This is a genomic window from Rhodococcus aerolatus (assembly GCF_054783215.1).
Genome location: NZ_BAAGQZ010000001.1, coordinates 19,334 through 42,703, shown reverse-complemented (window position 1 = coordinate 42,703; position 23,370 = coordinate 19,334). Strand labels below are relative to the sequence as shown.

Below are 23,370 nucleotides of genomic sequence, written 5' to 3'. Positions count from 1 at the left end.
AAGCTCGCGGCGAGGCACCCCCGAATACTACGACGGTTAGTATTCGGGGGTGTCCCCGATCCCCGGTCCCCGAACCATGTCGTCACGCCGCGGCGTGAGACTCCGGCGCGGGCCGCGACGGGACGGTGTTCGGGGCGTGCCCGTTGACGTGTCGTCGTCGTGGCTGGTTCGGCTGGCGCCGCTGCGGGCGTTCCTGGTGGGGGTGGTGCTGGTGGTCCTCGGTGTCACGGGCGAGGGCTACTGGCCGCTGCTGTGGGTGGGTGCGGCGGCGATCGTGGTGGCCGTCGTCGGGGCGGTGCTGTTGTGGCGGCGACGTCCGTCGCGGCGGTGAGCCCGGCCGTGCGTGCCCGCCGGGTGTTCCTGGTGGTCGCGGTGCTCGCGTTCGGTGTCGTGGCCGTCCTGACCGCGGCGGCCGAGCCGTGGCTGCGCCGCCGCGGTCCGGTCGACCTCGGCGTGTTGTCGCTGCGGCTGGGGTTCAACCCGGGCATCTCGTTCAGCCTCGGGGCCGATCTGCCGTCGTGGGTCATCACCGTCGGCACCGCGGTCGTGGTGGGACTGCTCGCGGCTGCGGCGTGGCGGGTCACCCGGACCGCTGCCGCGCCCGGTCAGGTCGGGTGGGGGCTGGTCCTGGCCGGGGCCGCCGGCAACGTGGTCGACCGCGGCATCGACGGGGTGGTCACCGACTACTTCTTCACCGGCTGGTTCCCCACCTTCAACGGCGCCGACGTCCTCATCACCACCGGGGTGGTGCTGCTCCTGCTCGACTCGCTGCGCACGCCGCCGGCTGAGCCCACCGAACCTGACCCCACGAATCCCGACCCAGAACCCGACGCCGAGGAGTCCCGATGACGACCACCCGCAGGACGACCCTCGGGCTGCTGCTCGCGGCAGCGCTGGTGCTGGCCGGGGTGCTGTGGGCGGGCAGCGGCCGCGACGAGGCGGGCCGCCCGGTCGCCCCCGACCCGTCGGCGGCGAGTGAGTACCTGGTCCGCGCGGACAGCCACCGGTTGTCCCCGGCACCGGCGGGCTCGGTGACCCTGGTCGAGTTCCTCGACCTGGAGTGCGAGTCGTGCCGCGCTGTCTACCCGACGGTGGAGGAGCTGCGCGCCGAGTACGGCGACCAGGTCAGCTTCGTGGCGCGGTACTTCCCCCTGCCCAGCCACACCAATTCTGAGAACGCCGCGGTCGCGGTGGAGGCGGCCGCGCAGCAGGGTGCGTTCGAGGCGATGTACGGGCGGATGTATGAGACCCAGCCGCAGTGGGGGGAGTCCGATTCGCCGCTGGCGGGGGTATTCCGGGGGTTCGCCGCCGACCTCGGTCTCGACGTCGAGGCCTTCGACCGGGCGGTCGCCGATCCCGCGACACTGCGCCGGGTGCGCGCCGACCGGGATGACGGGGTCGCGCTGGGGGTGGCGGGGACCCCGACCTTCTTCCTCGACGGGGAGCCGGTCGAGCTCACCTCGGTAGAGGACCTCCGCAGCGCGGTCGAGGGCGCGCTGGCCGCCCGCCGGTGACGACCCGCGCGACACCGCGGGTGGTGGAGGAGCCGGTGGCGCTGTTCCTGGCGCGGGTGACCCCCTGGGTGCTGGTCGTCGGCGGCGCGGTGGGCACCGCTGCTGCGTTCGCACTGGTGCTGGACCGGCTCGCCCTGCTCGCCGACCCGTCCTACGTCCCGAGCTGCTCGCTGAGCCCGCTGTTGTCCTGCGGGTCAGTGCTCGCCTCCCCGCAGGCTGAGCTCCTCGGCTTCCCCAACCCCCTGCTCGGCCTGGCGGGGTTTCCCGTGCTGGTGACCACCGGGGTCGCGCTGCTCGCCGGTGCGACGCTGCCCCGGTGGTACTGGTGGGGGCTGCAGGCGGGGGTCACCGCGGGGCTGCTGCTCGTGGCGTGGCTGATCGGGCAGAGCCTCTACCGCATCGGCGCGCTGTGCCCGTACTGCATGGTGGTGTGGGCCGTGGTCATCACCACGTTCTGGTACGTCACCCTGCACAACCTGGCGGAGGGCCGCTTCCCGCCCCCGGTCACCCGCAGGGCTGCGGGGGCGGTGAGGTGGCACGCGACCCTCGTGACGGCGAGCGTCCTGGTCGTTGGTGGTCTGGTCCTGGAGCAGTTCTGGTCCTACTGGACAACCCTCGTCTGAACCGCGAGATCGACGTCGTCAGACGGGGTTCTCGGGCTCCAGGTGCCCCGCGGGCTCGCACTGGATGGTGGTGTGGGTGACACCGTGCTCGGTGCGCAGCAGGTCCGCGACGGAGTCGAGAACCTGGTGGTAGTCCGCGTCGGGAGCGATGACGACGTGCCCGGTGGCGCTCTCGATGCCGGAGGTCAGCGTCCACACGTGCAGGTCGTGCACCTCAGCCACCCCGGGCAGCTCGGCGATCCTGGCCTCGAGCGCGGCCACGTCGACCCCGGGAGGGGCGGACTGCATCAGGATGCGCAGCGCCTGCCCGCCCAGGCGCCAGGTGCGCGGCAGGATGAACAGCCCGATGGCGGCGCCGATGACGGTGTCGGCGTACGGCCAACCGGTGAGGAAGATGATGGCGGCGGCGATGATGACCCCGACGGAGCCGATCATGTCGGCGAGCACCTCGAGGTAGGCGCCGCGGACGTTGAGCGACTCCTTGGCCCCCGCGGTCAGCAGCCGGAAGCTGATGATGTTGACGACGAGCCCGAGGACGGCGACGACGAGCAGCGGTGTGCCGGGGACCTCGGGCGGGTCGCCGATCCGGCGCACGGCCTCGACCAGCACGTATCCGGCCACGCCGAACAGCAGCACCGCGTTGGCCAGGGCGGCCAGCACCTCCAGGCGGTAGGACCCGAAGCTGCGCTGGCTGCTCGCGGGCCGCTGGGCCAGGGTGATGGCGGCGAGCGCCATGCCGAGGCCGAGCACGTCGGTGGCCATGTGTGCACCGTCGGAGAGCAGGGCGAGCGAGTCGAAGATCAGCCCGGCGGCGATCTCCACGACCATGAAGACCGCGGTGAGCCCGAAGGCGACGACCATCGGGCGGCGGTGCCGCCCGGCCGCGCTCGCTGCGGTGCCGGGTCCGTGTCCGTGTCCGTGTCCGTGTCCCTGACCCATGGTGCATGCCCTCCTCGGCGTCGGACACATCATGGCATGCGCATGCGCGCACCTGCAGTTCAGGTCAGGCCGGCGTAGGAGTGCAGGCCGGACACGACGAGGTTGATGAAGAACAGGTTGAACACCACGGTGGCGGCGCCGAGGACGTTGACCCACGCGGCGCGACCCGTTCGCCACCCAGCGGTGGCACGGGCGTGCAGGTACGCGGCGAACACCACCCAGGTGACGAACGCGGCGACCTCCTTGGGGTCCCAGCCCCAGAAGCGACCCCACGCGGCCTCGGCCCAGACCGCTCCCAGGATCACCCCGATGGTGAAGAACGGGAAGGAGAACACGGTGGCGCGGTAGGCCACCCGGTCCAGCACGGCGGCAGAGGGCAGCCGGCGGGCCAGCTGCCCGACCGGGCTGGGCCGTTCCTCGCCGTCGGGGTGGCGCAGCCGCAGGATGAACAGCGCGCTCGCCACCCCGGAGAACAGCATGACCCCGCTGGCGGTGGCGATGACGGAGACGTGGATGACGAGCCAGTACGACTGCAGCGCAGGCACCACCGGAGCGGACACCGAGTAGAGCACCGTGCCCCCGACGAACAGCAGGACCACGACGGGCAGCAGCACGAACAGCAGCACCGGGCGGGTCCGGTGCGAGCGCAGGAACAGCAGCATGCCCAGCACGGTGGCTGCGGTGGCCAGGGAGGTGAACTCGTACATGTTGCCCCACGGAGCGCGTCCCGCCGCCACTCCGCGCAGCACCAACGACGCCACGTGCAGGCCCAGCGCGAGGACGGTCAGCGCGACACCTCCCCGCCCGAGCCGGTCCGCGACCGCCCGGCGTGGGGTGGGTGCGACCCGGCCCGGGACGCCGGCGGGCGGCCCGGCGGGCGCACCGGCGCCGACCAGCTGGCGTGCTGCGTCACGGGCGGCGGTCGCGCGCACGGTGGTGCCGGCGAGCTCGGCGGCCAGCAGCACGGTGGCGAGGACGTAGATCCCCACCGCCGATCGGTAGCTCAGGTCGCTGAGTGCGGCGACCTCGACGGGTCCGGGCACGGTGCCTCCAGGGGCTGGCGTCAAAAACTAGGCGTGATAGTAGCCGGGGGGCGGCTGCGGGGCCGGCTGCGGGGTCGGGCCGGGCGGGACCGCAGTGCGGCGGCCGCGAGCGCTGCTGCTGCGAGGACGACGAGGACGATCTCGGGGGCACCGCCCAGCCGGGTGGCCGGGGTCAGCTCGGTGCGCAGCACCACGTCCTGGACCAGGACGTCCGCGGTGAAGACGGCGGTGGCGTCGACGACCCGTCCGGCGGGGTCGATGATCGCGCTCACCCCGGAGGTTGCGGCGACGGCGGCGGTGCGGCCGTGCTCGACCGCCCGGACTTGGGACATGGCGAGCTGCTGGTAGGTCATCTCGGTGCGGCCGAAGGTGGCGTTGTTGCTGGGCACGGTGAGCAGCTGCGCCCCGGCGCGCACCGAGTCGGTGACGAGGTGGTCGAACGCGATCTCGTAGCAGATGCCGACGGCGACCGGGACACCGTTGAGCACGACGGTGCCGTTGCCATCGCCGGGGACGAAGTTGCCGGCGCGGGCGGCGACGGGGAAGAACGTGGTGACCAGGTCTGCCGCGGGCAGGTACTCCCCGAACGGGACGAGGACCCGCTTGTCGTGCGAGTCGCCGGGGCCGGTCACCGGGTCCCACACCAGCACGGTGTTGCGGGTGGTCCCGTCGTCGTTGCGCAGCACCGTCCCGACCAGGATCGGGACCCCCACCGCGCGGGCGGCCCGGTCGAGTGCGGCCGCCGCGTCGGGGTTGCGCAGCGGGTCGATGTCGCTGGCGTTCTCCGGCCACACCACGAGGTCGGGGGGCAGCACCCGCCCGGCGGCGACGTCGGCGGCGAGCCGCTCGGTCGCAGCGACGTGGTTGCCGAGCACGGCGGCCCGCTGGGCGTTGAAGTCCAGCCCGAGACGGGGCACGTTGCCCTGCACCACGGCCAACCGCCGGGTGGAACCGTCGGCGGTGGTGGCCGCGACCTGGGGGGCGAGCGCCAGGGCCACCAGCACCGGGGCCAGCACGCCGACGAGGTGCCCGGCCCAGCGCTGACGGGTGCCGCGGCGCAACCCGGGCAGGCACGCGCCCACCAGGACGACGGCGAAGCTGAGCAGCGGCGCACCGCCCAGGCGGGCGAGCGGCAGCAGCACCCCGTCGGCCTGCCCGAACGCCAGCCGCCCCCAGGGGAACCCGTTGAGCGGCACCCTCGAGCGCAGCGCCTCGGTGCCCACCCAGGCGCAGGCCACCCACACCGGCGCGGCCGGCAGTCGGAGCAGCAGCGCCGTCGCGGCGCCGAACAGCCCCACCGCGAGTGCCTCGAACCCGGCGAGCGCCAGCCACGGCACCGCCCCGACGTACACCCCCACCCACGGCAGCAGCGGCAGCAGGAAGCCCAGACCGGCCAGGTAGCCGTAGCCGAACCCCGCGCGCAGACCTCGACCCCGCAGCACCCCGACCAGCACGGCGATCCCCACGGGAGCGAGGAACCACAACGGGCGGGGCGGGAAGCTCACGAACAGCAGCCCGCCGGCACCGGCGGCAGCGCCCGCGCGGAGCACCACCGGGCCCAGGAGGCTCAGGCGGCTCCGGGCACCCCGCGCGCCCGGGGGCGGGGGCGGGGCAGTCACGCTGACGGCGCTCATATCGGTGTCGTGACGGCGGCGATCGGCCCGGACCGCAGCCAGCCCACGAAGTCGCCCCACAGCCCGGTCACCAGCGCGACACCGACCAGGACCAGCAGCACCCCACCGACGAGCTGGATGGTGCGGGTGTGGCGGCGCAGCCACCCGACCCCGGTCAGCGCCCGTTGCGACCCCAGCGCCAGCAGCACGAACGGCACCCCGAGGCCCAGGCAGTACGCCACGACGAGGGCCACACCGCGCCACGCCGTCGCGCCCTCGGTGCCCGCGGCAACCGACAGCACCCCGGCCAGGGTGGGGCCCAGGCACGGGGTCCACCCGAGCCCGAACACCGCGCCCAGCGCCGGTGCGCCCCACAGGGTGGGCAGGCGGCGCGGCTCTCGCCGCGTGTCGCGTTGCAGCGCGGGCACCAGGCCCAGGAACGCCAGCCCCATGACGATGGTGACGACGCCACCGACGCGTTGCAGCACCTCGGTGTTGACCCGCAGCAGTGCGATGACCCCGAACAGCGACACCGTGCCGAGGGTGAACACCACCGTGAACCCGCCGATGAACAACCCCGCCGCACCGGCCACCCGCCACCTGCCGCGGGTCCGCGTCGCGGTGCCGCCCCCGGCCGGTGTGACCGCGGGGGCCTCGGCACCGACCACCCCGGCCAGGTAGGACAGGTACCCGGGCACGAGGGGCACCACGCACGGGGAGGCGAACGACACCACACCGGCGAGGGCGGCGACCAGCAGCGCGAGGAGCACCGGGCCGGTGGCGGCGGTGGACTGGAAGGTCTCCGCGACCCCGGCGAGGGTCACGGGGCCGGCTCGCTGGTCGGTGTCGCGGCGCGTGGTTCGGCGGCGACCCGTTCCACCACCGGTTGCAGGTCCTCGGCCAGCAGCCCGCGCAGGAAGATCGCTGCCACCCGCTGCTCCCGGTCGAGCACGATGGTCGAGGGGATGACGCTGGTGGGGTAGCTGGCCCCGAGGGCGACCAGTGTCCGCATCGTGGGGTCGTAGATGGAGGGGTAGGTGACGCCGCGGTCACGGACGAAGTCCTGGGCCTTGTCCTGCTGCGGGTCGCGGACGTTGATGCCGACGAACGCCACCCCCAGGTCGCGGGTGGCCTCGGCGACCTGGGTCAGGTCGGCGGCTTCGGCGCGGCACGGTCCGCACCACTGCCCCCAGAGGTTGAGGACCACGACCCGGCCCTCGAGGTCGGCCACCGAGAGCGGTTGCCCGGTGAGCAGGTCCGGCCCGGCGAGGGTGCCGATCCGGCCCCGGTCAGCGGGCGGGTCGTAGGTCAGGTCCGTCTTCCCGCCGGGGGAGACGAACCCGAAGGAGCCGCCCGGGGCCGGTGTCGAGCACCCCGCGACGAGCGCGGTGAACAGCACCGCGAGCACAGCTGCCCGCAGACCGCGGAGCAGGGTCACCGGGTGCGCCGCCCCCGCATCACGACCGTCGCGGCGGCCGCGGCGCCGACGACCAGGATGGCGACGGGCACCGCGACCAACCAGGGCGGTGGTGACCCGGCCGTGTCATCCGCGGCTGCCGGCTGCACGAGCGCCGACGTCGTGGTGGGTGGCGGGGGTGTGACGGTGGCGGCCCCGGTCAGTTGCGGTGCGGGGGCGCTCGAAGCGCCGGATGTGACGGTGTAGCCGGTGCTGCCCTCGACGCGGTGCCCGTCCTCGGACAGGACCCGGTAGGCGAGGGTGACGGGACCCGCCGGCAACGCGGGGAGCGGCTGGGTGACCGTGGTGTCGAGCACCTCGGGGGCAGCCAGGCTGATCTGTGTTCCGTCGGCGTCGGTGAGGGTCACGGTCACGAACTCGGGCTGCAGCGGGTCGGTGAACACCAGCACCGCGCGGGTGGGAGCCCCGGTGCTGCCGTCGGCGGGGTCCACCGACACCAGCCCGGCGTGCGCGGACGCCACGCCTGCGCCGGCCGCGGCGGCCAGCCCAGCCAGTAGCAGGACCAGCAAGGGTCGGATGGTGCTGTACATGAGGGCTCGCTTCCTTGGTGAAGACGGGGCTCGGCCGGTCAGGGGGGCGGTGCGGTGGTCGATGGAGTGACGACCTGCAGCTGTCCGGTGCCGGACCCCACGTAGACGGTGCCGGTGGTCGGGTCGACCGCCACCGAGTCGGGCTGGGCCACTGTCGGCACCCTGCGCTGTTCGACCGGTTCCGGTCCGGCGAGGTCGTAGGACACCAGCTCGTTCGTCGCGGTCAGCGTGACCCACGCCCGGTCGTTCGCGGGGTCTACTGCCACAGCCCAGGGGGCCCCGGGCACGGGGTAGCGCTGGCGCAACAACACCGGTCCGGTCGAGAAGACCAGCAGCTCACCCCGGGCAGGGTCGGTGACGACGACCCGGTCGGCGCCGTTGGTGGTCGCGCGGGCGGCTCCCTCCCCGGCGCGCAACGCGGCACCCAGGGCGGCGGCGCCGAGGTCGATGCCGACCAGCGCACTCTGCGCGCGGTCCAGGGCGAGCAGGTCGTTACCGACGACGGCGAGGTCGTCGGCGCCGGCGAGCCCGGTGACGGACTTCTCGGTGCCGCCGGCGGCATCGAGGATCCTGACCTCACCGGTCGCGGACCCGACGCCGAGCCGCCCGTCCGCCAGCACAACCACGGAGCGGAGGTCACCGACCACGGGCAGCGCGCGTGATGTCCCGGCGGACGCGTCGATGCGGATGACGGCCCCGTCCACCGGGATCAGCAGCTCGGCGCCGTTGGCCACGATCCGCGCTCCCGGTCCGGGAAGCGGCACGGTGCGCGTGGTGGCGGCAGGTCTGTCGAGGTCGACGAGGACCACGGCCGCTGGGTCGGTGGTGAGCAGGCCCAGCACCCGAGCACCGGCGAGCACTGCACTGTCGACGACCCGACCAGGGACCGGGAGAACCTGCCCGGCCGGTGGGGTGGTCGCCGGGGCGACCGACGGTCCCGCCGGTGCGATGACCTGTCCCTGTCCCGAGGGGGTGCTGGGGCCGGCGCAGCCGGCGAGCACCCCCAGGGTCGCGAGGAGTCCGATAGCGGCGAGGCGGGTGCCCGTCATCGCGGCACGAGATAGCTGGGCACGTCGAGACCGCACCCGTAGACGTCGCCCGCGACGGGCGGCCGGGAGGTTCGCACGGTGGCCTCGATCGCGACGAGGTCGTCGGTCGACGGCGGGACGTACAGCTCGCGCCTACCGGTCTCGGACCCGTCGATGGACCGGGCCCGCACGATGCAGTAGGCGGGGAGCGACGGGTCCGCCCGGGTCACCTGCAGCTGCAGCGACAGCGTGGAGTCGTCGACGAGGACGAACCCGGTCTCCTCGCCGGAGACGTCGTCGGGGGTACCGAAACGCAGGTACACCAAGTACGCGAGAGTGCCGGACACCACGACGACCAGGCCGGCTGAGAGCACCCGACGCCAAACGGATCGGGGAGCTCCGCGACCCCGGTAGCGGTCAGCGGTCGGGGAGTGCGCGGTCGTGACGGTGGGGTCAGCGCTCACGGGGGTCCGATCCGCCGGTCTCGTCGGGCTCCATGACGTTGGCCAGCTTCTCCGACGGGGCCGCGTCGTCGTGGTTCCTGCCACCGATGTGGGCCTCGAGGCGGAGTCGTTCGGTCATGTGCGGGTAGTGCAGCTCGAACGCGGGCCGCTCGGAGCGGATCCGGGGCAGTTCGGTGAAGTTGTGCCGCGGCGGCGGGCAGGACGTGGCCCACTCCAGGGAGTTGCCGTAGCCCCACGGGTCGTCGACCGTGACGACCTCGCCGTAGCGGTAGCTCTTGAACACGTTCCAGACGAACGGCAGCGTCGACGCCCCGAGGATGAACGCGCCCACCGTGGAGATGGTGTTCAGCGTGGTGAACCCGTCCGAGGGCAGGTAGTCGGCGTAGCGGCGCGGCATGCCCTCCGCCCCCAGCCAGTGCTGCACGAGGAACGTCATGTGGAAGCCGATGAACGTGGTCCAGAAGTGGAACTTCCCCAGGCGCTCGTCCATCATCCGGCCCGTCATCTTGGGGAACCAGAAGTAGATGCCCGCGTAGGTGGCGAACACGATCGTGCCGAAGAGGACGTAGTGGAAGTGCGCCACCACGAAGTAGGTGTCCGAGACGTGGAAGTCGATCGGCGGGCTGGCGAGCAGCACGCCGGACAGGCCGCCGAAGAGGAACGTCACAAGGAAGCCGACCGAGAACAGCATCGGCGACTCGAAGGTGATCTGCCCCTTCCACATCGTGCCGATCCAGTTGAAGAACTTCACGCCGGTCGGGACGGCGATGAGGAACGTCATGAAGGAGAAGAACGGCAGCAGGACGGCGCCCGTGGCGTACATGTGGTGCGCCCACACGGCGATGGAGAGCGCCGCGATGGCCAGCGTCGCGTAGATCAGGCCCTTGTAGCCGAAGAGCGGCTTGCGGCTGAAGACCGGGAAGATCTCCGAGACGATACCGAAGAACGGCAGCGCGACGATGTAGACCTCGGGGTGGCCGAAGAACCAGAACATGTGCTGCCACAGGATGACGCCGCCGTTGGCGGGGTCGAAGACGTGGGCGCCGAGGTGCCGGTCCGCCGCCAGGCCCAGCAGGGCCGCGGTGAGGATAGGGAAGGCGATGAGGATGAGGATGCTGGTGACGAGGATGTTCCAGGTGAAGATCGGCATCCGGAACATCGTCATGCCGGGGGCGCGCAGGCAGACGACGGTGGTGATCATGTTGACCGCACCCAGGATGGTGCCCAGCCCGGACACGATCAGGCCCATGATCCACAGGTCCGCACCCGCACCCGCGGAGTAGACGGCGCTGGAGAGCGGGGTGTATGCGAACCACCCGAAGTCCGCGGCACCACCGGGGGTGACGAAGCCTGACACGGTGATCAGGCCACCGAACAGGTACAGCCAGTACGAGAAGGCGTTGAGCCGCGGGAACGCGACGTCGGGGGCACCGATCTGCAGCGGCAGGATGTAGTTCGCGAACCCGAAGACGATGGGCGTCGCGTACAGCAGCAGCATGATCGTGCCGTGCATCGTGAACAGCTGGTTGTACTGCTCGTTCGAGAGGAACTGCAGCCCCGGCCGGGCCAGCTCGCCGCGCATCAGCAGCGCCATGATGCCGCCCACGAGGAAGAACGCGAACGACGTGACCAGATACATCAGGCCGATCGTCTTGGGGTCGGTCGTGTGGATCATCTTCCGGACGAAGGACCCACGGACCTCCTCCCGGGCGGGGTACGGCCGGGTGGTGACGGGGGTGGGCGCGAGGGCCGTCATGCGGGGCTCCGTTCACGGGAAGCGGTCCGCCCCAGCGTAAGCCCTTCCTACTATCGACGATAGTTGGGGGTCGATCAGACCACGAGGCACCCGCCGGCCGTGGTGGCCAGCACGACGGCGCAGGCCAGCGCCGCCGGCGCCACGAGCGCGAGCAACCCGGCCGCGGTGGCCGCGTCGCGGCGCTCCGCCCGCGCCGATTTGGGCTCGCCCTGCTGCGCGAGCCGGGCCAGGCGCAGGTCCACCGCGTGCGTCGCGGCGCACAGCAGCACCTCGAGCTGACCCGGGGCCGCGGCGGCGGGCAGGTCGCGCATCGTGAGGAGGGCCCTGCGCACTGTTGCCGTCGTGGTGGCCCGGCTGGCCTGCCGGTCGGCCGCCAGCTCGACGAGGGTGGTGACGGCCGCCGGAGCCTGCACCAGCAGCGGGACGCGGGGCAGGGCGCGGGACAGGCTGCGGGCGAGCCCGACGAGCCGGTGGTGGTGCCCGGTGAGGTGGGCGTGCTCGTGGGCCAGGACGGCCTCGAGGTCGGCGCCCTCCAACCGCTGGGCGAGCCCGTCGCTGACCACGACCAGCGGGTCCGGGCCGCTGATGCTGTAGGCGAGAGCGCCGGGGTGGGCCAGCCACACCGTGTCGGTGGAGGTCGCGTCGTGTCGGCCGAGCAGGCGCATCGTCTCGGTGACGGTGCGGCTGGTGCGGGCGTGGGAACGCAGCTGGCGCGTGACGAGCAGCACGGTCCGGGCGAGCACGACCGTCAGGGCGGTACCGGCGATCACGGAGACGCTCTCGTCGACCCACGGAGTCACGAGGTGGGTCGCGGTGGCGAGGCAGCGCAACAACCTCTCCACGACGCCTTCTGCTGGCGCGTGGCGGGGCCATGCCAGCACGACGACGGCGGACAGCGCGAAGAACACCATCGACGCCATGCTGGAGAACCAGCTCGTCAGCTGGGCGGTCGGTGACCACGAGCGGACCCAGCGGGACCGCAGTGCCCGCGGGCTGAGGACGCCGACCAGGGCTGCGCTCACCGCGAGGGTGATGGCCACCGTCACGACCGGTCCCCGTCCGCGTCGAGCGCGGCCCGCAGGGCCTGGGACTCGCTCGCCGACACCGTCCTGGCGAAGTGCAGCAGTACCGCCGCGGGGTCGCCCGTGGCGTCGAGCAGGTCACGGACCGCGCGGGCCGTGGCCGCCTCCCGGGACTCGGAGGCCTGGTAGGCGAACGCGCGCCCGACCTTCTCCCGCTGCACGAAACCCTTGCGGTGCAGGTTGTCCAGCACCGTGAGGATCGTCGTGTAGGCCAGGGACCGCTGCTGGTTCAGGCTGTCCAGCACGGCCCGCACGGTCTGCGGGTCGCGGGAGGACCACAGGACGTCCATCACGCTCGCTTCGAGCTCGCCCAGACCGGTCACCCGGACCTCACCTCTCCCTGTTTTGCGTCGGACCCCCGTTCCTGCGGGCCCTCCGGTGTCGCCGGCACCGTGTCATCGTGCCAGCCGTGGCCGTGGCCGTGGCCACCCGACATCGAGCCGAGGTACCGGTTGTAGGCCATGAGCTCGGCGTCACCATCCCGGTCGGCGGCCCGGTCGCGGCGCCGCGCGGTCCGCTCGTCGTCGCGGGACCACTGTGCGGCGACCGCGGTGATCACGATGATGAGCGGGAGCTCACCGGCCGCCCAGGCGAGGCTGCCGCCGAGTCGCTGGTCGGCCGCGAGGTCGGTGTTCCATGCCAGGCCCAGACCTCGGTAGAAGGTCTCCCCGAGGATCGCCTTGGACCCGATCAGCGCGACGAGGAAAAAGGCGTGGAACGGCAGGGCGACGAACACCAGGGCCAGCTTGCCCAGCGCCGGGATCCGCCTCGGCGTGGGGTCCACCCCGATGACGACCCAGTAGAAGAGGTACCCGGTGAGCAGGAAGTGGCCGTTCATCACGACGTGCGCGACGTGGGAGCCGAGCACCTCGTCGAAGATGCCCCCGAGGTAGAGGGCGTAGAAGCTCCCCACAAAGAGCGCCAGGGCCACCGCCGGGTGGGTCAACGCGCTGGAGACCCTCGAGTGCAGGGCGGCGAGGAGCCACTCCCGCGGACCGGGCGGTGACTCACGGCCTGCGGCTGGGAGTGCCCGCAGCGCGAGGGTGGCCGGCCCGCCGAGGACGAGCAGGACCGGAGTCAGCATGGCCAGCGCCATGTGGCTCCCCATGTGGACGCTGAACACGGCGGTGGAGTAGCGGCCCACCCCGGACGACGTCGTCACCAGCAGCACCACGCACCCCGCGACCCAGCTGACGGTGCGGCCTCGGGCCCAGGTGTCACCACGGCGGTGCAGCCGACGCACTCCGAGGAGGTAGAGGACCGCGAGGACGATCGCCGCTGTTCCGAAGATCAGGTCGAACCGCCAGTCGAGTGCGAGCCGCGCGAACGTCGGCGGGCCGGCCAGCTCGTAACCCAGTTCCTCGGCCACCCGGCTCGGCAGCTCCACCTCACCGCGGGGCGGGGGAGTGCGACCCAGCCCGACCGCCAGACCCACCGTCGCCGCCAGCACCAGCAGCTCGACCAGGGCCAGTCGCACGAACGGCTGGCGGTCCTGCGGGTCGCGGTCTAGGGCGGTGACAGTACGGCGACGCTGCAGGTAGCCCAGTGCCCCGAGGACCACCAGGGCCGCAGCCTTGCTCACCACGAGCAGGCCGTAGGTGGAGCTCAGCAGATCCGCAGGACTGACTCGCACCAGCGCGTTCACCACCCCGGTGACCCCGACCGCGGCGAAGGCCACGGTGGCCAGTGCCGAGAACCGACGTGCCGCCAGGGGAAGCGACCCACCGCCGGCCCGGGCGTGCAGCAGCACCGCGCCCAGGCCGCCCGCCCACAGCGAGGCTGCGACGAGGTGGATCATCAAGCTGTTGGTGGCGATGTCGTGCGCCCCACCGGCCGAGGAATGGCCCGTCACCCCTAGGGGGACCAGCCCCAGCAGCCCGAGGACCAGCAGGGGCGGCGTCCACGCCCACCGCAACGTCATCCGGCAGCCGACCGCCAGCACGAGTGCCAGGCCCGCCGTCCACGCCCACGCCTGGGCCGTGTCCAGCTGGGCGACCCCCGAGAGGAGCACCGTCGGGTCCAGGGTCGCCGCCACCCTGCGGCCCGTCGCGTCGGACACGGTCAACGGGACCAGGGCCGCAGCGCACCCCGCCCACACCACGGCAGCGGTGGACGTCCACCGCAGCGCCCGGTAGCCATCGACCCCGACCACCCCGCTGCGCTGCGGAGGGACGAGGAAGGCGGCGAGCAGAACGAAGCCGATGGCCAGCACTGCGGCGACCTCACCCACGCCTCGGATGAGGGGCAGGCCGACGGTGGTGAGAGCACCAGGGTCGGGAAGACCCAGCAGGGACAGGGCTGAGGTCGTCGACAGCGCGGCGACCGCGGCCGCCACCGTTCCCGACACGGCCAGCGCCGCACCGATGACCGGGGTCGTAGCCGGGGGACGGTCAGGGAGCTCGAGCAGGCGTGCCACCGGGCCAGCCTAGCCGCTTCTACTATGTTTTGTAGTAGGCGGTCGACCGGTCCCGTGACCGGTTTGTTATCTTACGTCGGATCGCTCCGCATTCCCGCGCGCGGGCCCCGCCACCGCAATTGGGCGCCGCGCCTCCTGCCTCGCAAAGGTTGTCATGACTCCCAGCGTCACCCGCTCGTTGCGTCACGGGCTCACGGTCCTGCTCACCTGTGGCGCGGTCGTTACAGCAGCGCCGCTCGCCGCTGCCCAGACCTCGCCACCGGACGACGTGGCGACCGCTGCGGCGCGGCTGGCGGAGCTCGACGCGAGCACCGACGCCCTGGGACGCGCGGTCGAGGAGGCGCAGACCACGTTGACCACCCGCCGCGGCGAGCTCGCCACCGCCCGCGCCGCCGCGGGCGCCGCGGAGCGCGCCGCGGGAGTCGAGGAAATGCGTGCCGCCGTGCTGCGCAACCAGGTCGACGACCTCGTCGCCGCCGCGCTGGCCGGGTCCCGCACCAGCCGGCTCAGTGCCGTGCTGACCGCGCGGAGCCCGCAGGAGCTGCTCGACCAGATGACCGTCCTCGACGTCCTCGGCCGCGACAGCGCGGCCCGCCTCGCGCAGTCGACCGCCGCCCAGGTTGCCGCCGACCGGGCAGATGCCAGTGCCCGGGCCGCGGCGGACGCCGCGGGCGCCGCTGAGGCGACCGCTCTGCGGGAGCAGGAAGGCCTGGTCGCTCAACGCAGGACGCTCGAGAGCCAGACGGCCGCCGCGCAGGCGCTGCTGACCACGCTGCGCTCAGACCCGCAGCCCGCCCCGGGCATCGTCGCAGCGGTCGAGGCCAGCACCCGAGCAGACGTTTCGCGGGCGTCGCGGGCCACCGCTGTCCGCAACGCTCTCTACGCCCAACCCACCACGGGGCAGGTCACCTCGTCCTACGGCGCCCGCGGTGGGGGCTCCCACGGTGGGCTCGACATCGCCAATGCCATCGGCACGCCGGTCTACTCCGTCGCGGATGGCGTCGTCATCGACGCTGGACCCGCCGACGGTTTCGGGTTGTGGGTCCGCGTCAGGCACGACGACGGCACGATCACCGTCTACGGGCACATCGACTCGTACTCGGTGTCCGTGGGACAGCGTGTCGCCGCGGGCGAGCAGATCGCCCGCATGGGTAACCGCGGGCAGTCCACCGGACCGCACCTCCACATCGAGGTCCTCACCCCGGGCGGCGGCAAGGCCGACCCAAGGAGCTGGTTGGCCGAGCGCGGCATCTCGATGTAACCCAGACCCGTCGTACCTGACGACGCAACCGTTGCGCGGCCCAACGGTGGTCGTGGTCGTGGCCGTGCTCGTGGTGGGCTGCGTGGCGGACTTCATCGCCGACCCGGTGCGGAGGGTCGTAGTGACCGCGGGATTGTCGCCCCGGGTTCAGTGGAGGCTGGCTAGTGCCATCTCGGCATCTGCCGGGTCGGGTTCTGACGGTAAGTGCACGATGGGTGGGAAGAACCCGATCTCGCCGTGCGGGCGTCGGTGGTTGAACCAGTCGACGTACTCGGTGACGGCGATCTCGAGGTCGTCAGTGCCCCTCCAGGGCCCCTGGTTGCGGACCAGCTCGGCCTTGAGCAACGAGTTGAATGCCTCCGCGAGGGCGTTGTCGTAGGAGTCGCCGGTGGACCCGACAGAGCGACGGCGCCGGCCTCGGCGAGCCGCTCGACGTACCGCACGGCGACGTACTGAACGCCCTTGTCTCTGTGGTGAACAAAGTTCGGTGCGTGGTGGCCATGCCGGCGGGGTGTCCACAACCCCATCTCGAGGGCGTCGAGGGCGAGGTCGGGGCGGAGACTGCGTGAGAGCTGTCAGCCCACCACCTTTCGGGCGGACACGTCGATCACGAACGCTGCGTAGACCCAGCCGGTGAAGGGGGTGGTGCCGGTCAGCGGACGAAGTAGATGGTGGCGAACAGGGCGATCCAGACGATGTCGACGAAGTGCCAGTAGTAGGACACGACGATCGCGGCGGTCGCCTGGGCCGGGGTGAACTTGCTCAGCCGCGTGCGCGTGATGAGGAAGACGAAGGCGACGAGTCCGCCGACGACGTGCAGCCCGTGGAACCCGGTCGTCATGTAGTAGACGGTGCCGTAGGCGCTCGAGGAGATGGTGGTCCCGTGGGTGACAAGGTTGCGATACTCGTTCGCCTGCCCCAGCACGAACACCAGGCCCATGCCCAGGGTGATGAGGTACCAGCGGCGCAGCCCGAACACGTCGCCCCGCTCGGCGGCGAACACCCCGAGCTGGCAGGTGAAGGACGATGCGACGAGGATCACGGTGAAGACGAGCGAGTAGGGCAGGTCGAGCTCGGTGGGCTCGGTCGGCCACCCCTCGACGGGGGCGATCTGGGCCCGGGCCACGAAGTACATGGCGAACAGCCCGGCGAAGAACATCAGCTCGCTGGACAGCCACACGATGGTGCCCACGGACACCATGTTCGGCCTGTTCAGCGAGTGGACCCGCTGGGTGATCGCCGTACCCGAGTTCGCTGCTGCGGTCGTCACGGTGTCGAGTATGACCTGTGAGGGGCCTGAGGGCGCCGACAGGCGACCTGCTCGTCGGAGACCTCGACCGGTTCGGTGACCGGCTCGCGGTGGTATCACCGAGCGGGGAGCAGCTGTCCTACCGCGAGCTCGCGCGGCGGGTCCCGGCCGTAGCCGAGCGGCTGGGACCCCAGCAGCGGCTGATCATGGTCACCGCCGCCACCCCGGTGGCGGTGCTGGTCACCTACCGGGCGGCCGGGTCGGGCAGGACACGTGGTGCTACTCGCCCCGGCCGACGACGACCGATTGGCCGGCCGTCTGCAGCAGACCTGGGACCCCGACGCGGTGCTTGCTCGCACTGGCGGTAGGTGGCGGTTCGTGGCGCGGGTCGTTGCCACCACGCCCCGCGCAGAGCCGTACATCACCTGCCGTGGCGGGCGCCACGGTGGCCGGGGTCCGGCCCCGCGGTGGTGCTGCGTCGGATGCGTATGGAGATGCTGAGGCGCCGGACGAGGCACTGTGTCCTCCGTTCCGTTCACCCGCCGAGGGTGGCCAGGATGTAGAGCGCGAGGAAGCCGAGGAAGAACGTCGAATCCACCAGCGCGGTCCGGGCCTGCTCGTGGGCCTCGACCAAGAGCTCCTCGACGACGAGGTAGAGCAGCGCCGCGGCACTGAACGCCAGGACGGCCGCCAGCACGGTCCTGCTCGCACCCCCGAGCAGATCGGCACCGCCGACCGCGCCGACAGCGGTGGCAAGCCCCAGGGACCCCGCGACCGTGGCGGACCGGACCCGGGGGACCCCGAGCTCTTGCAGTTGGATGCACACAGCAACGGCGAGGAACAGGATTTCGGTGGTCAGCGCGACGGTGAGAATGAGTCCTTGGTTTGAGCCGAGGGTGACACCGAGGCCGACGAGCAGCCCGTCGATCAACAGGTCGATGCCAACGGCGACGAGCAACCCGAGGGGGAGCCGACCCGCACCGCCTCCGGCCCGCCGCCGGGCGGCTGCCTCCTGTCGGCGGCTCAGGGCGCCGAGCGCGAGCAGGACCCCGACGCCGGCGACGAACCCCACCACGACGGCACCGAGCCTGCCCTCGAGGCGCAGCTCGGGCAGCAGCTCACCCGCGACGGCAGCGAGCACGACGCCGGCGGCGAAGTGCTGCACGCCGCTGGTGACCCGGGCTCCGGGTCTGCGGAACGCCGCCGCGGTGGCTCCGATCGCCGCCGCCCCGACCGGGAAGGCGACCAGCCCGGCCGCCTGGGCCACGACTCCACTCACCCCGACCTCACGCGAGCACGTTAACATGCGTGTTCTTTTATAGTTTTGTGATGGGGGGTCGTGCGGCGCCGACGGCGGGCGAGCCTTGCACCCCACTCCTCGTCGCCTCCGGGTTGGTGGCGACCGAGATGGCGACCGAGATGGTGGGCGGGCTTGGTCCTTTGTTCGTTGGCATCTGCTCCCCGACGGTGCCCACACGGCGACCGACACCGTCATCGGCGCTACAGTTCATTCCGCCGCGAACCGGGCGCCTGGTTGGGCAGGCGCTGCGCATGCTCGCGCGGTCTGCCCCACCCGAGATCAACATTGGCACCCATCGGGGTGAGTAGGCCGCCTTCCCGGGGTGGCAGGGCAATCAACACTCCTGGTCGGGCCTCGACCTGGCGCCGTGGCCCCTCTACGGGACCACCGCCCCCCCACGGACGCCACGACGACGACCACCCCGCAGACGCATAGGAGGGGCCAATACGGCGCCTCGGCCGCCCTAGCATCGGTCCGGCTACCAGTAGGAGTGCCCGCACGGGCGCCGATCACACCGGTGAGGACGCGGCTCGGCTGGTCATGGTCGGTGTTCGTCCTGCTGCTGCGAAGACCATCGGAAGTGGGTCGTCACCTCCGGGTCGTCCTCCCACCAGGGGCGCATCGTCGCCGGCGGCGCGTCGTCCTCGCCAGCTCTCGCTGCGTGGTCTCGCCGCCCGGCGGAGGCGGTAGTCGCGGTGCGCTGCGCGGCGTCGAGCTCGGCGTCGATGCGCGCGGCGTCCTCCCCGTCGCGGCGGCGTGCCTGGCGCACCGAGAGGATCAGGAACGGTATGAGGGCGAGGTCCCCGAGCACCCACAGCACACCGCCCCCCACCGCCTGGTCGGTTGTGCGGTCCACCCACTCGAGCCCGTCGAGGCCCAGGTAGTAGTCCCCGGCGATGAGCGAGCGCGAGTTCAGCACGGCTAGCGGCACGGCGATGTCCGCGCCGACCTCGGCGAAGGTCAGCGCCACGGTCACGTACTGCGGGTAGAGCCTCGGGACGGGGTCGCGCTGCAGCCGGGTCCAGAAGTAGTGCGCGCCCGCGAGGAACAAGGCTAGCTGCGTGAGCTCGCCTGTCGCGTGGTTGCGCAGGCCCGCCTCGAACCAATCGGTGCCGTACAGCACGATCGGCATCCCCAGCAGCACCAGCACACCGACCAGAGGATGTGTGATCGCGCGCAGCGGCGCAGAGTGCAGGACCGACGAGCACCACGCCCGGCCGCCCACGGTCGCGGTGTCGCGGGCCAACGAGAACGGCATCGCGTGTGCCAGGAGCTGCGGGGTGATCATCAGCAGGGTGACCACCTGCACCGCCCTGGCGCTGAACAGCACTGGGGCGTACACCCCGATCACTCCGACGGTCACCAGCAACCAGCTAGTCAGACCGGCCGCGTACCACCAGATCCGGGTCTTGGGCCAGGCCCCGCCCCCGCGGCGCAGCTTCCGGACACGGTGGGTGTACCAGGCGCCCAACCCGGCCACCAGCAGCAGCGGCACCGGGTGCCACGCCCACTCGGTGACGGGGCTCGACCAGCTCAGCTCCGACACTCGTCCACTATCCCAGCCCTGCACCAAGACCGCCGACGCGGGTTCGCCGACAGGACGGGGTGACACCGATCGAAGGTGTGCACTCGGGCGCTGCCCACAAATCCGGCCGTCGTCGGCCCACAACGACTGCCGTCCCGTCTCCCTCGGCGATCGCAGCTTGGCCGCGACGAGCAGCGCGGGCGCCACCGGTGAGCCACACGTCGGCCTGGTTCAAGGTCGGGAACCATTCGGTGTACAGGCAATCGGTGCAGTGGCGGGCCGCTTGTCGGGGCCAGGCTGCCCGCCCCCGCCAACACCTGGTCCGGGCCAGTAGGACGGTGACCTGCGCCGTGGCGTTCGTTCTCGCCGCCGTCGGGTTCACCGGCCCGGGGCAGATGGTGTTCAGCGACACCTACGCCGTGGACACCCGCGCTGGGGACGCGGCAGGTGGTGCTAACCACGACCGCGTTGACCCTGCTGCTCGCCGGGGACGCGATCTCGGGGCTGGCGCGGGAGACGGAGTTCTAGTTCCTTACCCTGGTGTCCGCGGTGGCCCTGTTCCGGCTGATCGCCGTCTATCTTGGCGCCACCACGACCAGCTGGGCGCTGCTGGTCGCGGTCTTCGCCGCCGTCAGCATGACGCTAGGCAACCTCGCCGCCTTCGCGCAGACCGACGTGCGACGCCTGCTCGGCTACGTCAACGCCATGACCACCACCACGTCCCGCCGCCGCAAGGCCAAGCCCGCGCGGTCCCCCGGAGCAGCGCGCCGAGTGGGCCGCCGCCCGAGACGCCCGCCTGACCGAGCTCCACGAGCAGGTCGCGACCGGGGTCGCCGCCCTCGTCGAGGGCGGGGCGTGGCAGGCGATGCTCAACGCCACCAAGCGGTTCCACCGCGCTACAGCCTCGGTAACCAGCTCCTGATCATGGTGCAGCGCCCGGACGCGACCCAGGTCGCCGGGTTCACCACCTGGAAGGCCCTCGGTCGCCAGGTCCGCAAGGGCGAGCGCGGGATCGGAGTCCTGGCCCCCTGCCCCATCCGCCCCCGCGAGGACGGCACCCCCGCCCCGGCGGCCTGGGCCCCGCGGGAGGCCCCGAAGCCCCGGATGCGGTGGAAGGCCGCCACCGTGTTCGACATTTCCCAGACCGAGGGTGACGAGGTGGTGACCGCCGCCGACCTGGTCACGATGCCGACCGGGGACGCCCCGGCCGGGCTGTGGGACGGGCTCACCGCGCAGGTGACCGCCCACGGCTACACCCTCGAGCGCGGGGACTGCGGCACCGCGCAGGGGTGGACCAACCCGCGCACCCGGGTGGTGCGGATCAGCGGCGACACCATCGACGCCGCCGCCGTCTCGGTGCTGGCCCACGAGCTGGGGCACATCGTGTGCGGGCACGTGGAGGACCTGCCCACCTACGCGACCTGCCGGGGCCGCTGCGAGATCGAGGCCGAGTCCGTCGCCTACGTCGTCACCGGGGCCCGGGGCCTGGACACCTCGGGCGGGTCGTTCGGCTACGTCGCCGGGTGGGCCCACGGCCACCCCGAGCAGGTCCGGGGCGCCGCGGAGACCGTGCTTCGGGCGGCCCGCACCATCCTGGACGCCCTCGACGCCACCGACGAGGACACCGACACCGAGGAGGCCGGGCAGGAGTGAGTGCCCAGTGACGCCGGACCCCGGGCCGGGGGCCGGCGTCACCGCCGCAGGGCGCGGAACCGGGGGGCCCAACCCCGTGGCCGCCCCGGTGCTCGTGACCTGGGGCCCTCCGCTCGTTCCTCGCTGCGACCCCCTGACGGGGGGACCAGCTGCACCGGGTGGCAGACCGCGCAGCCCGCCGCCGGCCGGGCAGGTGCCCGGGACGGGCGCGCGAGCGCACCCCTGATCGGAACCGGGGCGGCCGAGACCCGTGGCCGCCCCGGTGCTGGGGACCGGGTCCCTCCCGCTCGTGCCTCGCTCCCGGGCCCCGGCTTCTGATCCCCCGGCCGCCCGGCTTCGCCCAGGGTGGGCGCCACCCCAGGGCAAGGGCCCGATGAACCCGGGCCACCCGATCTGCCGGGCCGTGCCTCGCTGCGCTCGGTGCCTGCGGCAGCCCACCGGATCGGGTGACCCGGAACCCCCGCACCTCGGCCTCCGCTGCGCTCCGGCCGCCCCTGGGGCGGCCCCTTGAGCACTGCGTGCTCGGGCGGCCCGGGGGATTGGTTGGCAGGACCCACCTGCCACTCCCTGTCTCGCCCCGGGTTCAGTGGAGGCTTACTAGTGCCGCCTCGGCGTCTGCCGGGGTGGGGTTCTGACGGTAGTGCTCGGCCTCGTGCTCGATGGGTGTGATGAGCCCGATCTCCCCGTGCAGGCGTCGGTGGTTGAACCAGTCGACGTACTCGGCGACGGCGATCTCGAGGTCGTCCATGCCCCTCCAGGGTCCCTGGTTGCGGACCAGCTCGGCCTTGAACAACGAGTTGAATGCCTCCGCGAGGGCGTTGTCGTAGGAGTCGCCGGTCGACCCGACCGAGGCGACGGCGCCGGCCTCGGCGAGCCGCTCGGTGTACCGCACCGCGACGTACTGCACTCCCTTGTCGCTGTGGTGCACCAAGTTCCGGGTGTGGTGGCCCTGCCGGCGGCGGGTCCACAACCCCATCTCGAGGGCGTCGAGGGCGAGGTCGGTGCGCAAGCTGCGTGAAAGCTGCCAGCCCACCACCCGCCGGGAGAACACGTCGATCACGAACGCCGCGTAGACCCAGCCGGCGAAGGTGCGGCAGTAGGTGATGTCAGCGACCCACAGCTGCCCGGGGGCGGTCGCGGTGAACTGGCGGTCCACGAGGTCCGGGCGGGTGTCCGGACCGCTGCCCGCCACGGTGGTCCGCGGCCCCTTCGCCCGGGTGACCCCGCGCAGCCCGGCGCCGCGCATCAGCCGCTCCACGGTGCACCTCGCCACCGGCCGGTCACCTACCCGGTGACCGGCCCGGCGCAGCGCGGCGTGGACCTTGCGGGCCCCGTAGACCCCGTAGTTCTCCGCGTGCACCGCCCGGATCACCTGGGTCGTGGCAGCGTCGGTGACCGACCGCGCCGACGGCGGACGGGCCTTGGCCGCGTAGTAGGTGCTCGGGGCGATCTGCAGGACCTCGCAGATCGGCTCGACCCCGAACTCGGCGCGGTGGGCGTCGATGAACTCGCTGGTCATCGCTGTGGGCGGTCGAGCTCCGCCGCGAAGAAAGCCGACGCCGACCGCAAGATCGCATTTGCCCGCCGCAGCTCCCGGACCTCCCGCTCCAAACCCGCCACCCGCTCCGCGTCGCTGCTCGTCGTCCCGGGACTGCCTCCGCTGTCGATCTCGGCCTGCTTGACCCAGCCACGCAACGTGTCGACGTTGATCCCCAGCTGCGCCGCGACCCGCTGCGCCGCCCCCGTCCTCGTCGCCGGGTCCGACTTCGCCTCCAGGACCAACCGGATCGACCGCTCACGCAGCTCGTCCGGGTACTTCCTCGGTGCTGCCACAACTCTCATCCTCCGTGGATTGAGAGCCTCCATCAATCCCGGGGCGAGACACCTGTCTCGCCCC

The 23,370-nt window shown here is 72.3% G+C and carries 22 protein-coding genes, 1 pseudogene and 1 other annotated feature; of the genes and pseudogenes, 6 read left to right on the top strand and 17 right to left on the bottom strand.

The features are described from left to right. Window positions 1-136: 136 nt before the first annotated feature. The 4 genes from ACYVOF_RS00230 to ACYVOF_RS00215 are packed head-to-tail and all read left to right on the top strand — an operon-like array spanning window position 137 to window position 2,137. Entirely contained in the window at window positions 137-331 is a 195-nt protein-coding gene (locus ACYVOF_RS00230) for a hypothetical protein (RefSeq protein ID WP_460863185.1), read from the top strand. After that, window positions 328-849: a signal peptidase II gene (locus tag ACYVOF_RS00225; RefSeq protein WP_460863183.1), complete on the top strand. Its 522-nt coding sequence runs from the start codon at window positions 328-330 to the stop codon at window positions 847-849. Before ACYVOF_RS00230 ends, ACYVOF_RS00225 begins: the two co-directional genes overlap by 4 nt. Continuing rightward, the gene (locus ACYVOF_RS00220; protein WP_460863181.1) at window positions 846-1,514 is read left to right on the top strand and encodes a DsbA family protein; all 669 of its coding nucleotides are present in this window, start codon (window positions 846-848) and stop codon (window positions 1,512-1,514) included. Before ACYVOF_RS00225 ends, ACYVOF_RS00220 begins: the two co-directional genes overlap by 4 nt. Continuing rightward, window positions 1,511-2,137 carry a vitamin K epoxide reductase family protein gene (locus ACYVOF_RS00215; RefSeq protein WP_460863179.1) on the top strand — a complete coding sequence of 209 codons (627 nt, stop codon included), beginning with the start codon at window positions 1,511-1,513 and terminating at the stop codon, window positions 2,135-2,137. The genes ACYVOF_RS00220 and ACYVOF_RS00215 overlap by 4 nt, the downstream gene beginning before the upstream one ends. An 18-nt stretch (window positions 2,138-2,155) precedes the next feature. Here the strand turns inward: ACYVOF_RS00215 and ACYVOF_RS00210 are convergent, their stop codons facing one another. The 12 genes from ACYVOF_RS00210 to ACYVOF_RS00155 form a co-directional block, all read right to left on the bottom strand. Continuing rightward, a complete protein-coding gene (locus ACYVOF_RS00210) occupies window positions 2,156-3,106 on the bottom strand; it encodes a cation diffusion facilitator family transporter (RefSeq protein WP_460863478.1) in 951 nt (316 codons plus the stop codon). Between the two features lie 29 nt (window positions 3,107-3,135). Further along, window positions 3,136-4,119: a c-type cytochrome biogenesis protein CcsB gene (gene ccsB, locus ACYVOF_RS00205; protein WP_460863177.1), complete on the bottom strand. Its 984-nt coding sequence runs from the start codon at window positions 4,117-4,119 to the stop codon at window positions 3,136-3,138. Between the two features lie 20 nt (window positions 4,120-4,139). After that, on the bottom strand, window positions 4,140-5,753 hold the full coding sequence (gene lnt / locus ACYVOF_RS00200; RefSeq protein WP_460863175.1) for an apolipoprotein N-acyltransferase: 1,614 nt from the start codon (window positions 5,751-5,753) through the stop codon (window positions 4,140-4,142). Then, window positions 5,750-6,556, bottom strand: coding sequence for a cytochrome c biogenesis CcdA family protein (locus tag ACYVOF_RS00195; RefSeq protein WP_460863172.1), 807 nt, complete (start codon window positions 6,554-6,556; stop codon window positions 5,750-5,752). Before ACYVOF_RS00195 ends, lnt begins: the two co-directional genes overlap by 4 nt. Next, window positions 6,553-7,164 (bottom strand): TlpA disulfide reductase family protein, encoded by a 612-nt coding sequence (locus ACYVOF_RS00190; protein ID WP_460863476.1) that lies wholly within the window; start codon window positions 7,162-7,164, stop codon window positions 6,553-6,555. Before ACYVOF_RS00190 ends, ACYVOF_RS00195 begins: the two co-directional genes overlap by 4 nt. Window positions 7,165-7,166: 2 nt before the next feature. Then, the gene (locus ACYVOF_RS00185) at window positions 7,167-7,718 is read right to left on the bottom strand and encodes a copper resistance CopC family protein (protein ID WP_460863169.1); all 552 of its coding nucleotides are present in this window, start codon (window positions 7,716-7,718) and stop codon (window positions 7,167-7,169) included. A gap of 59 nt (window positions 7,719-7,777) precedes the next feature. Further along, entirely contained in the window at window positions 7,778-8,581 is an 804-nt protein-coding gene (locus ACYVOF_RS00180) for a YncE family protein (protein WP_460863167.1), read from the bottom strand. Window positions 8,582-8,784: 203 nt separating this feature from the next. Continuing rightward, window positions 8,785-9,231, bottom strand: coding sequence for a DUF4307 domain-containing protein (locus tag ACYVOF_RS00175; protein WP_460863165.1), 447 nt, complete (start codon window positions 9,229-9,231; stop codon window positions 8,785-8,787). Then, window positions 9,221-10,987 (bottom strand): aa3-type cytochrome oxidase subunit I, encoded by a 1,767-nt coding sequence (ctaD, locus tag ACYVOF_RS00170; protein WP_460863163.1) that lies wholly within the window; start codon window positions 10,985-10,987, stop codon window positions 9,221-9,223. The genes ACYVOF_RS00175 and ctaD overlap by 11 nt, the downstream gene beginning before the upstream one ends. A 74-nt stretch (window positions 10,988-11,061) precedes the next feature. Beyond that, window positions 11,062-12,033, bottom strand: coding sequence for a M56 family metallopeptidase (locus tag ACYVOF_RS00165; protein WP_460863161.1), 972 nt, complete (start codon window positions 12,031-12,033; stop codon window positions 11,062-11,064). After that, a complete protein-coding gene (locus tag ACYVOF_RS00160; protein ID WP_460863159.1) occupies window positions 12,030-12,392 on the bottom strand; it encodes a BlaI/MecI/CopY family transcriptional regulator in 363 nt (120 codons plus the stop codon). Before ACYVOF_RS00160 ends, ACYVOF_RS00165 begins: the two co-directional genes overlap by 4 nt. Then, on the bottom strand, window positions 12,389-14,485 hold the full coding sequence (locus tag ACYVOF_RS00155; protein ID WP_460863157.1) for a cytochrome c oxidase assembly protein: 2,097 nt from the start codon (window positions 14,483-14,485) through the stop codon (window positions 12,389-12,391). Before ACYVOF_RS00155 ends, ACYVOF_RS00160 begins: the two co-directional genes overlap by 4 nt. A 268-nt stretch (window positions 14,486-14,753) precedes the next feature. Here ACYVOF_RS00155 and ACYVOF_RS00150 point away from each other — a divergent pair, with 268 nt between their 5' ends. Further along, window positions 14,754-15,746 carry a M23 family metallopeptidase gene (locus ACYVOF_RS00150; RefSeq protein WP_460863155.1) on the top strand — a complete coding sequence of 331 codons (993 nt, stop codon included), beginning with the start codon at window positions 14,754-14,756 and terminating at the stop codon, window positions 15,744-15,746. A gap of 147 nt (window positions 15,747-15,893) precedes the next feature. Here the strand turns inward: ACYVOF_RS00150 and ACYVOF_RS00145 are convergent, their stop codons facing one another. The 4 genes from ACYVOF_RS00145 to ACYVOF_RS00130 all read right to left on the bottom strand — a co-directional run bounded on the left by ACYVOF_RS00145 (window position 15,894) and on the right by ACYVOF_RS00130 (window position 19,790). Then, window positions 15,894-16,265, bottom strand: a complete 372-nt coding sequence (locus ACYVOF_RS00145) for an integrase core domain-containing protein (protein WP_460863154.1) — start codon at window positions 16,263-16,265, stop codon at window positions 15,894-15,896. A 133-nt stretch (window positions 16,266-16,398) separates the two neighbouring features. After that, window positions 16,399-17,016 carry an aa3-type cytochrome oxidase subunit III gene (gene ctaE, locus ACYVOF_RS00140; protein WP_460863152.1) on the bottom strand — a complete coding sequence of 206 codons (618 nt, stop codon included), beginning with the start codon at window positions 17,014-17,016 and terminating at the stop codon, window positions 16,399-16,401. A 514-nt stretch (window positions 17,017-17,530) separates the two neighbouring features. Further along, window positions 17,531-18,301, bottom strand: coding sequence for a ZIP family metal transporter (locus ACYVOF_RS00135; protein WP_460863473.1), 771 nt, complete (start codon window positions 18,299-18,301; stop codon window positions 17,531-17,533). 532 nt (window positions 18,302-18,833) lie between these two features. Continuing rightward, complete coding sequence (locus tag ACYVOF_RS00130; RefSeq protein ID WP_460863151.1) at window positions 18,834-19,790, bottom strand: cytochrome c oxidase assembly protein; 957 nt, start codon at window positions 19,788-19,790, stop codon at window positions 18,834-18,836. Window positions 19,791-20,360: 570 nt separating this feature from the next. On the opposite strand from ACYVOF_RS00130, the gene ACYVOF_RS00125 reads away from it, so the two are divergent. Further along, complete coding sequence (locus ACYVOF_RS00125) at window positions 20,361-21,473, top strand: ArdC-like ssDNA-binding domain-containing protein (protein WP_460863149.1); 1,113 nt, start codon at window positions 20,361-20,363, stop codon at window positions 21,471-21,473. A 583-nt stretch (window positions 21,474-22,056) separates the two neighbouring features. On the opposite strand, the pseudogene ACYVOF_RS00120 reads toward ACYVOF_RS00125, so the two are convergent. Next, window positions 22,057-23,315: pseudogene (locus ACYVOF_RS00120) on the bottom strand (IS3 family transposase). After that, window positions 22,915-23,028: a sequence feature (AL1L pseudoknot), on the bottom strand. (Overlaps the previous pseudogene by 114 nt.) Window positions 23,316-23,370: the final 55 nt, after the last annotated feature.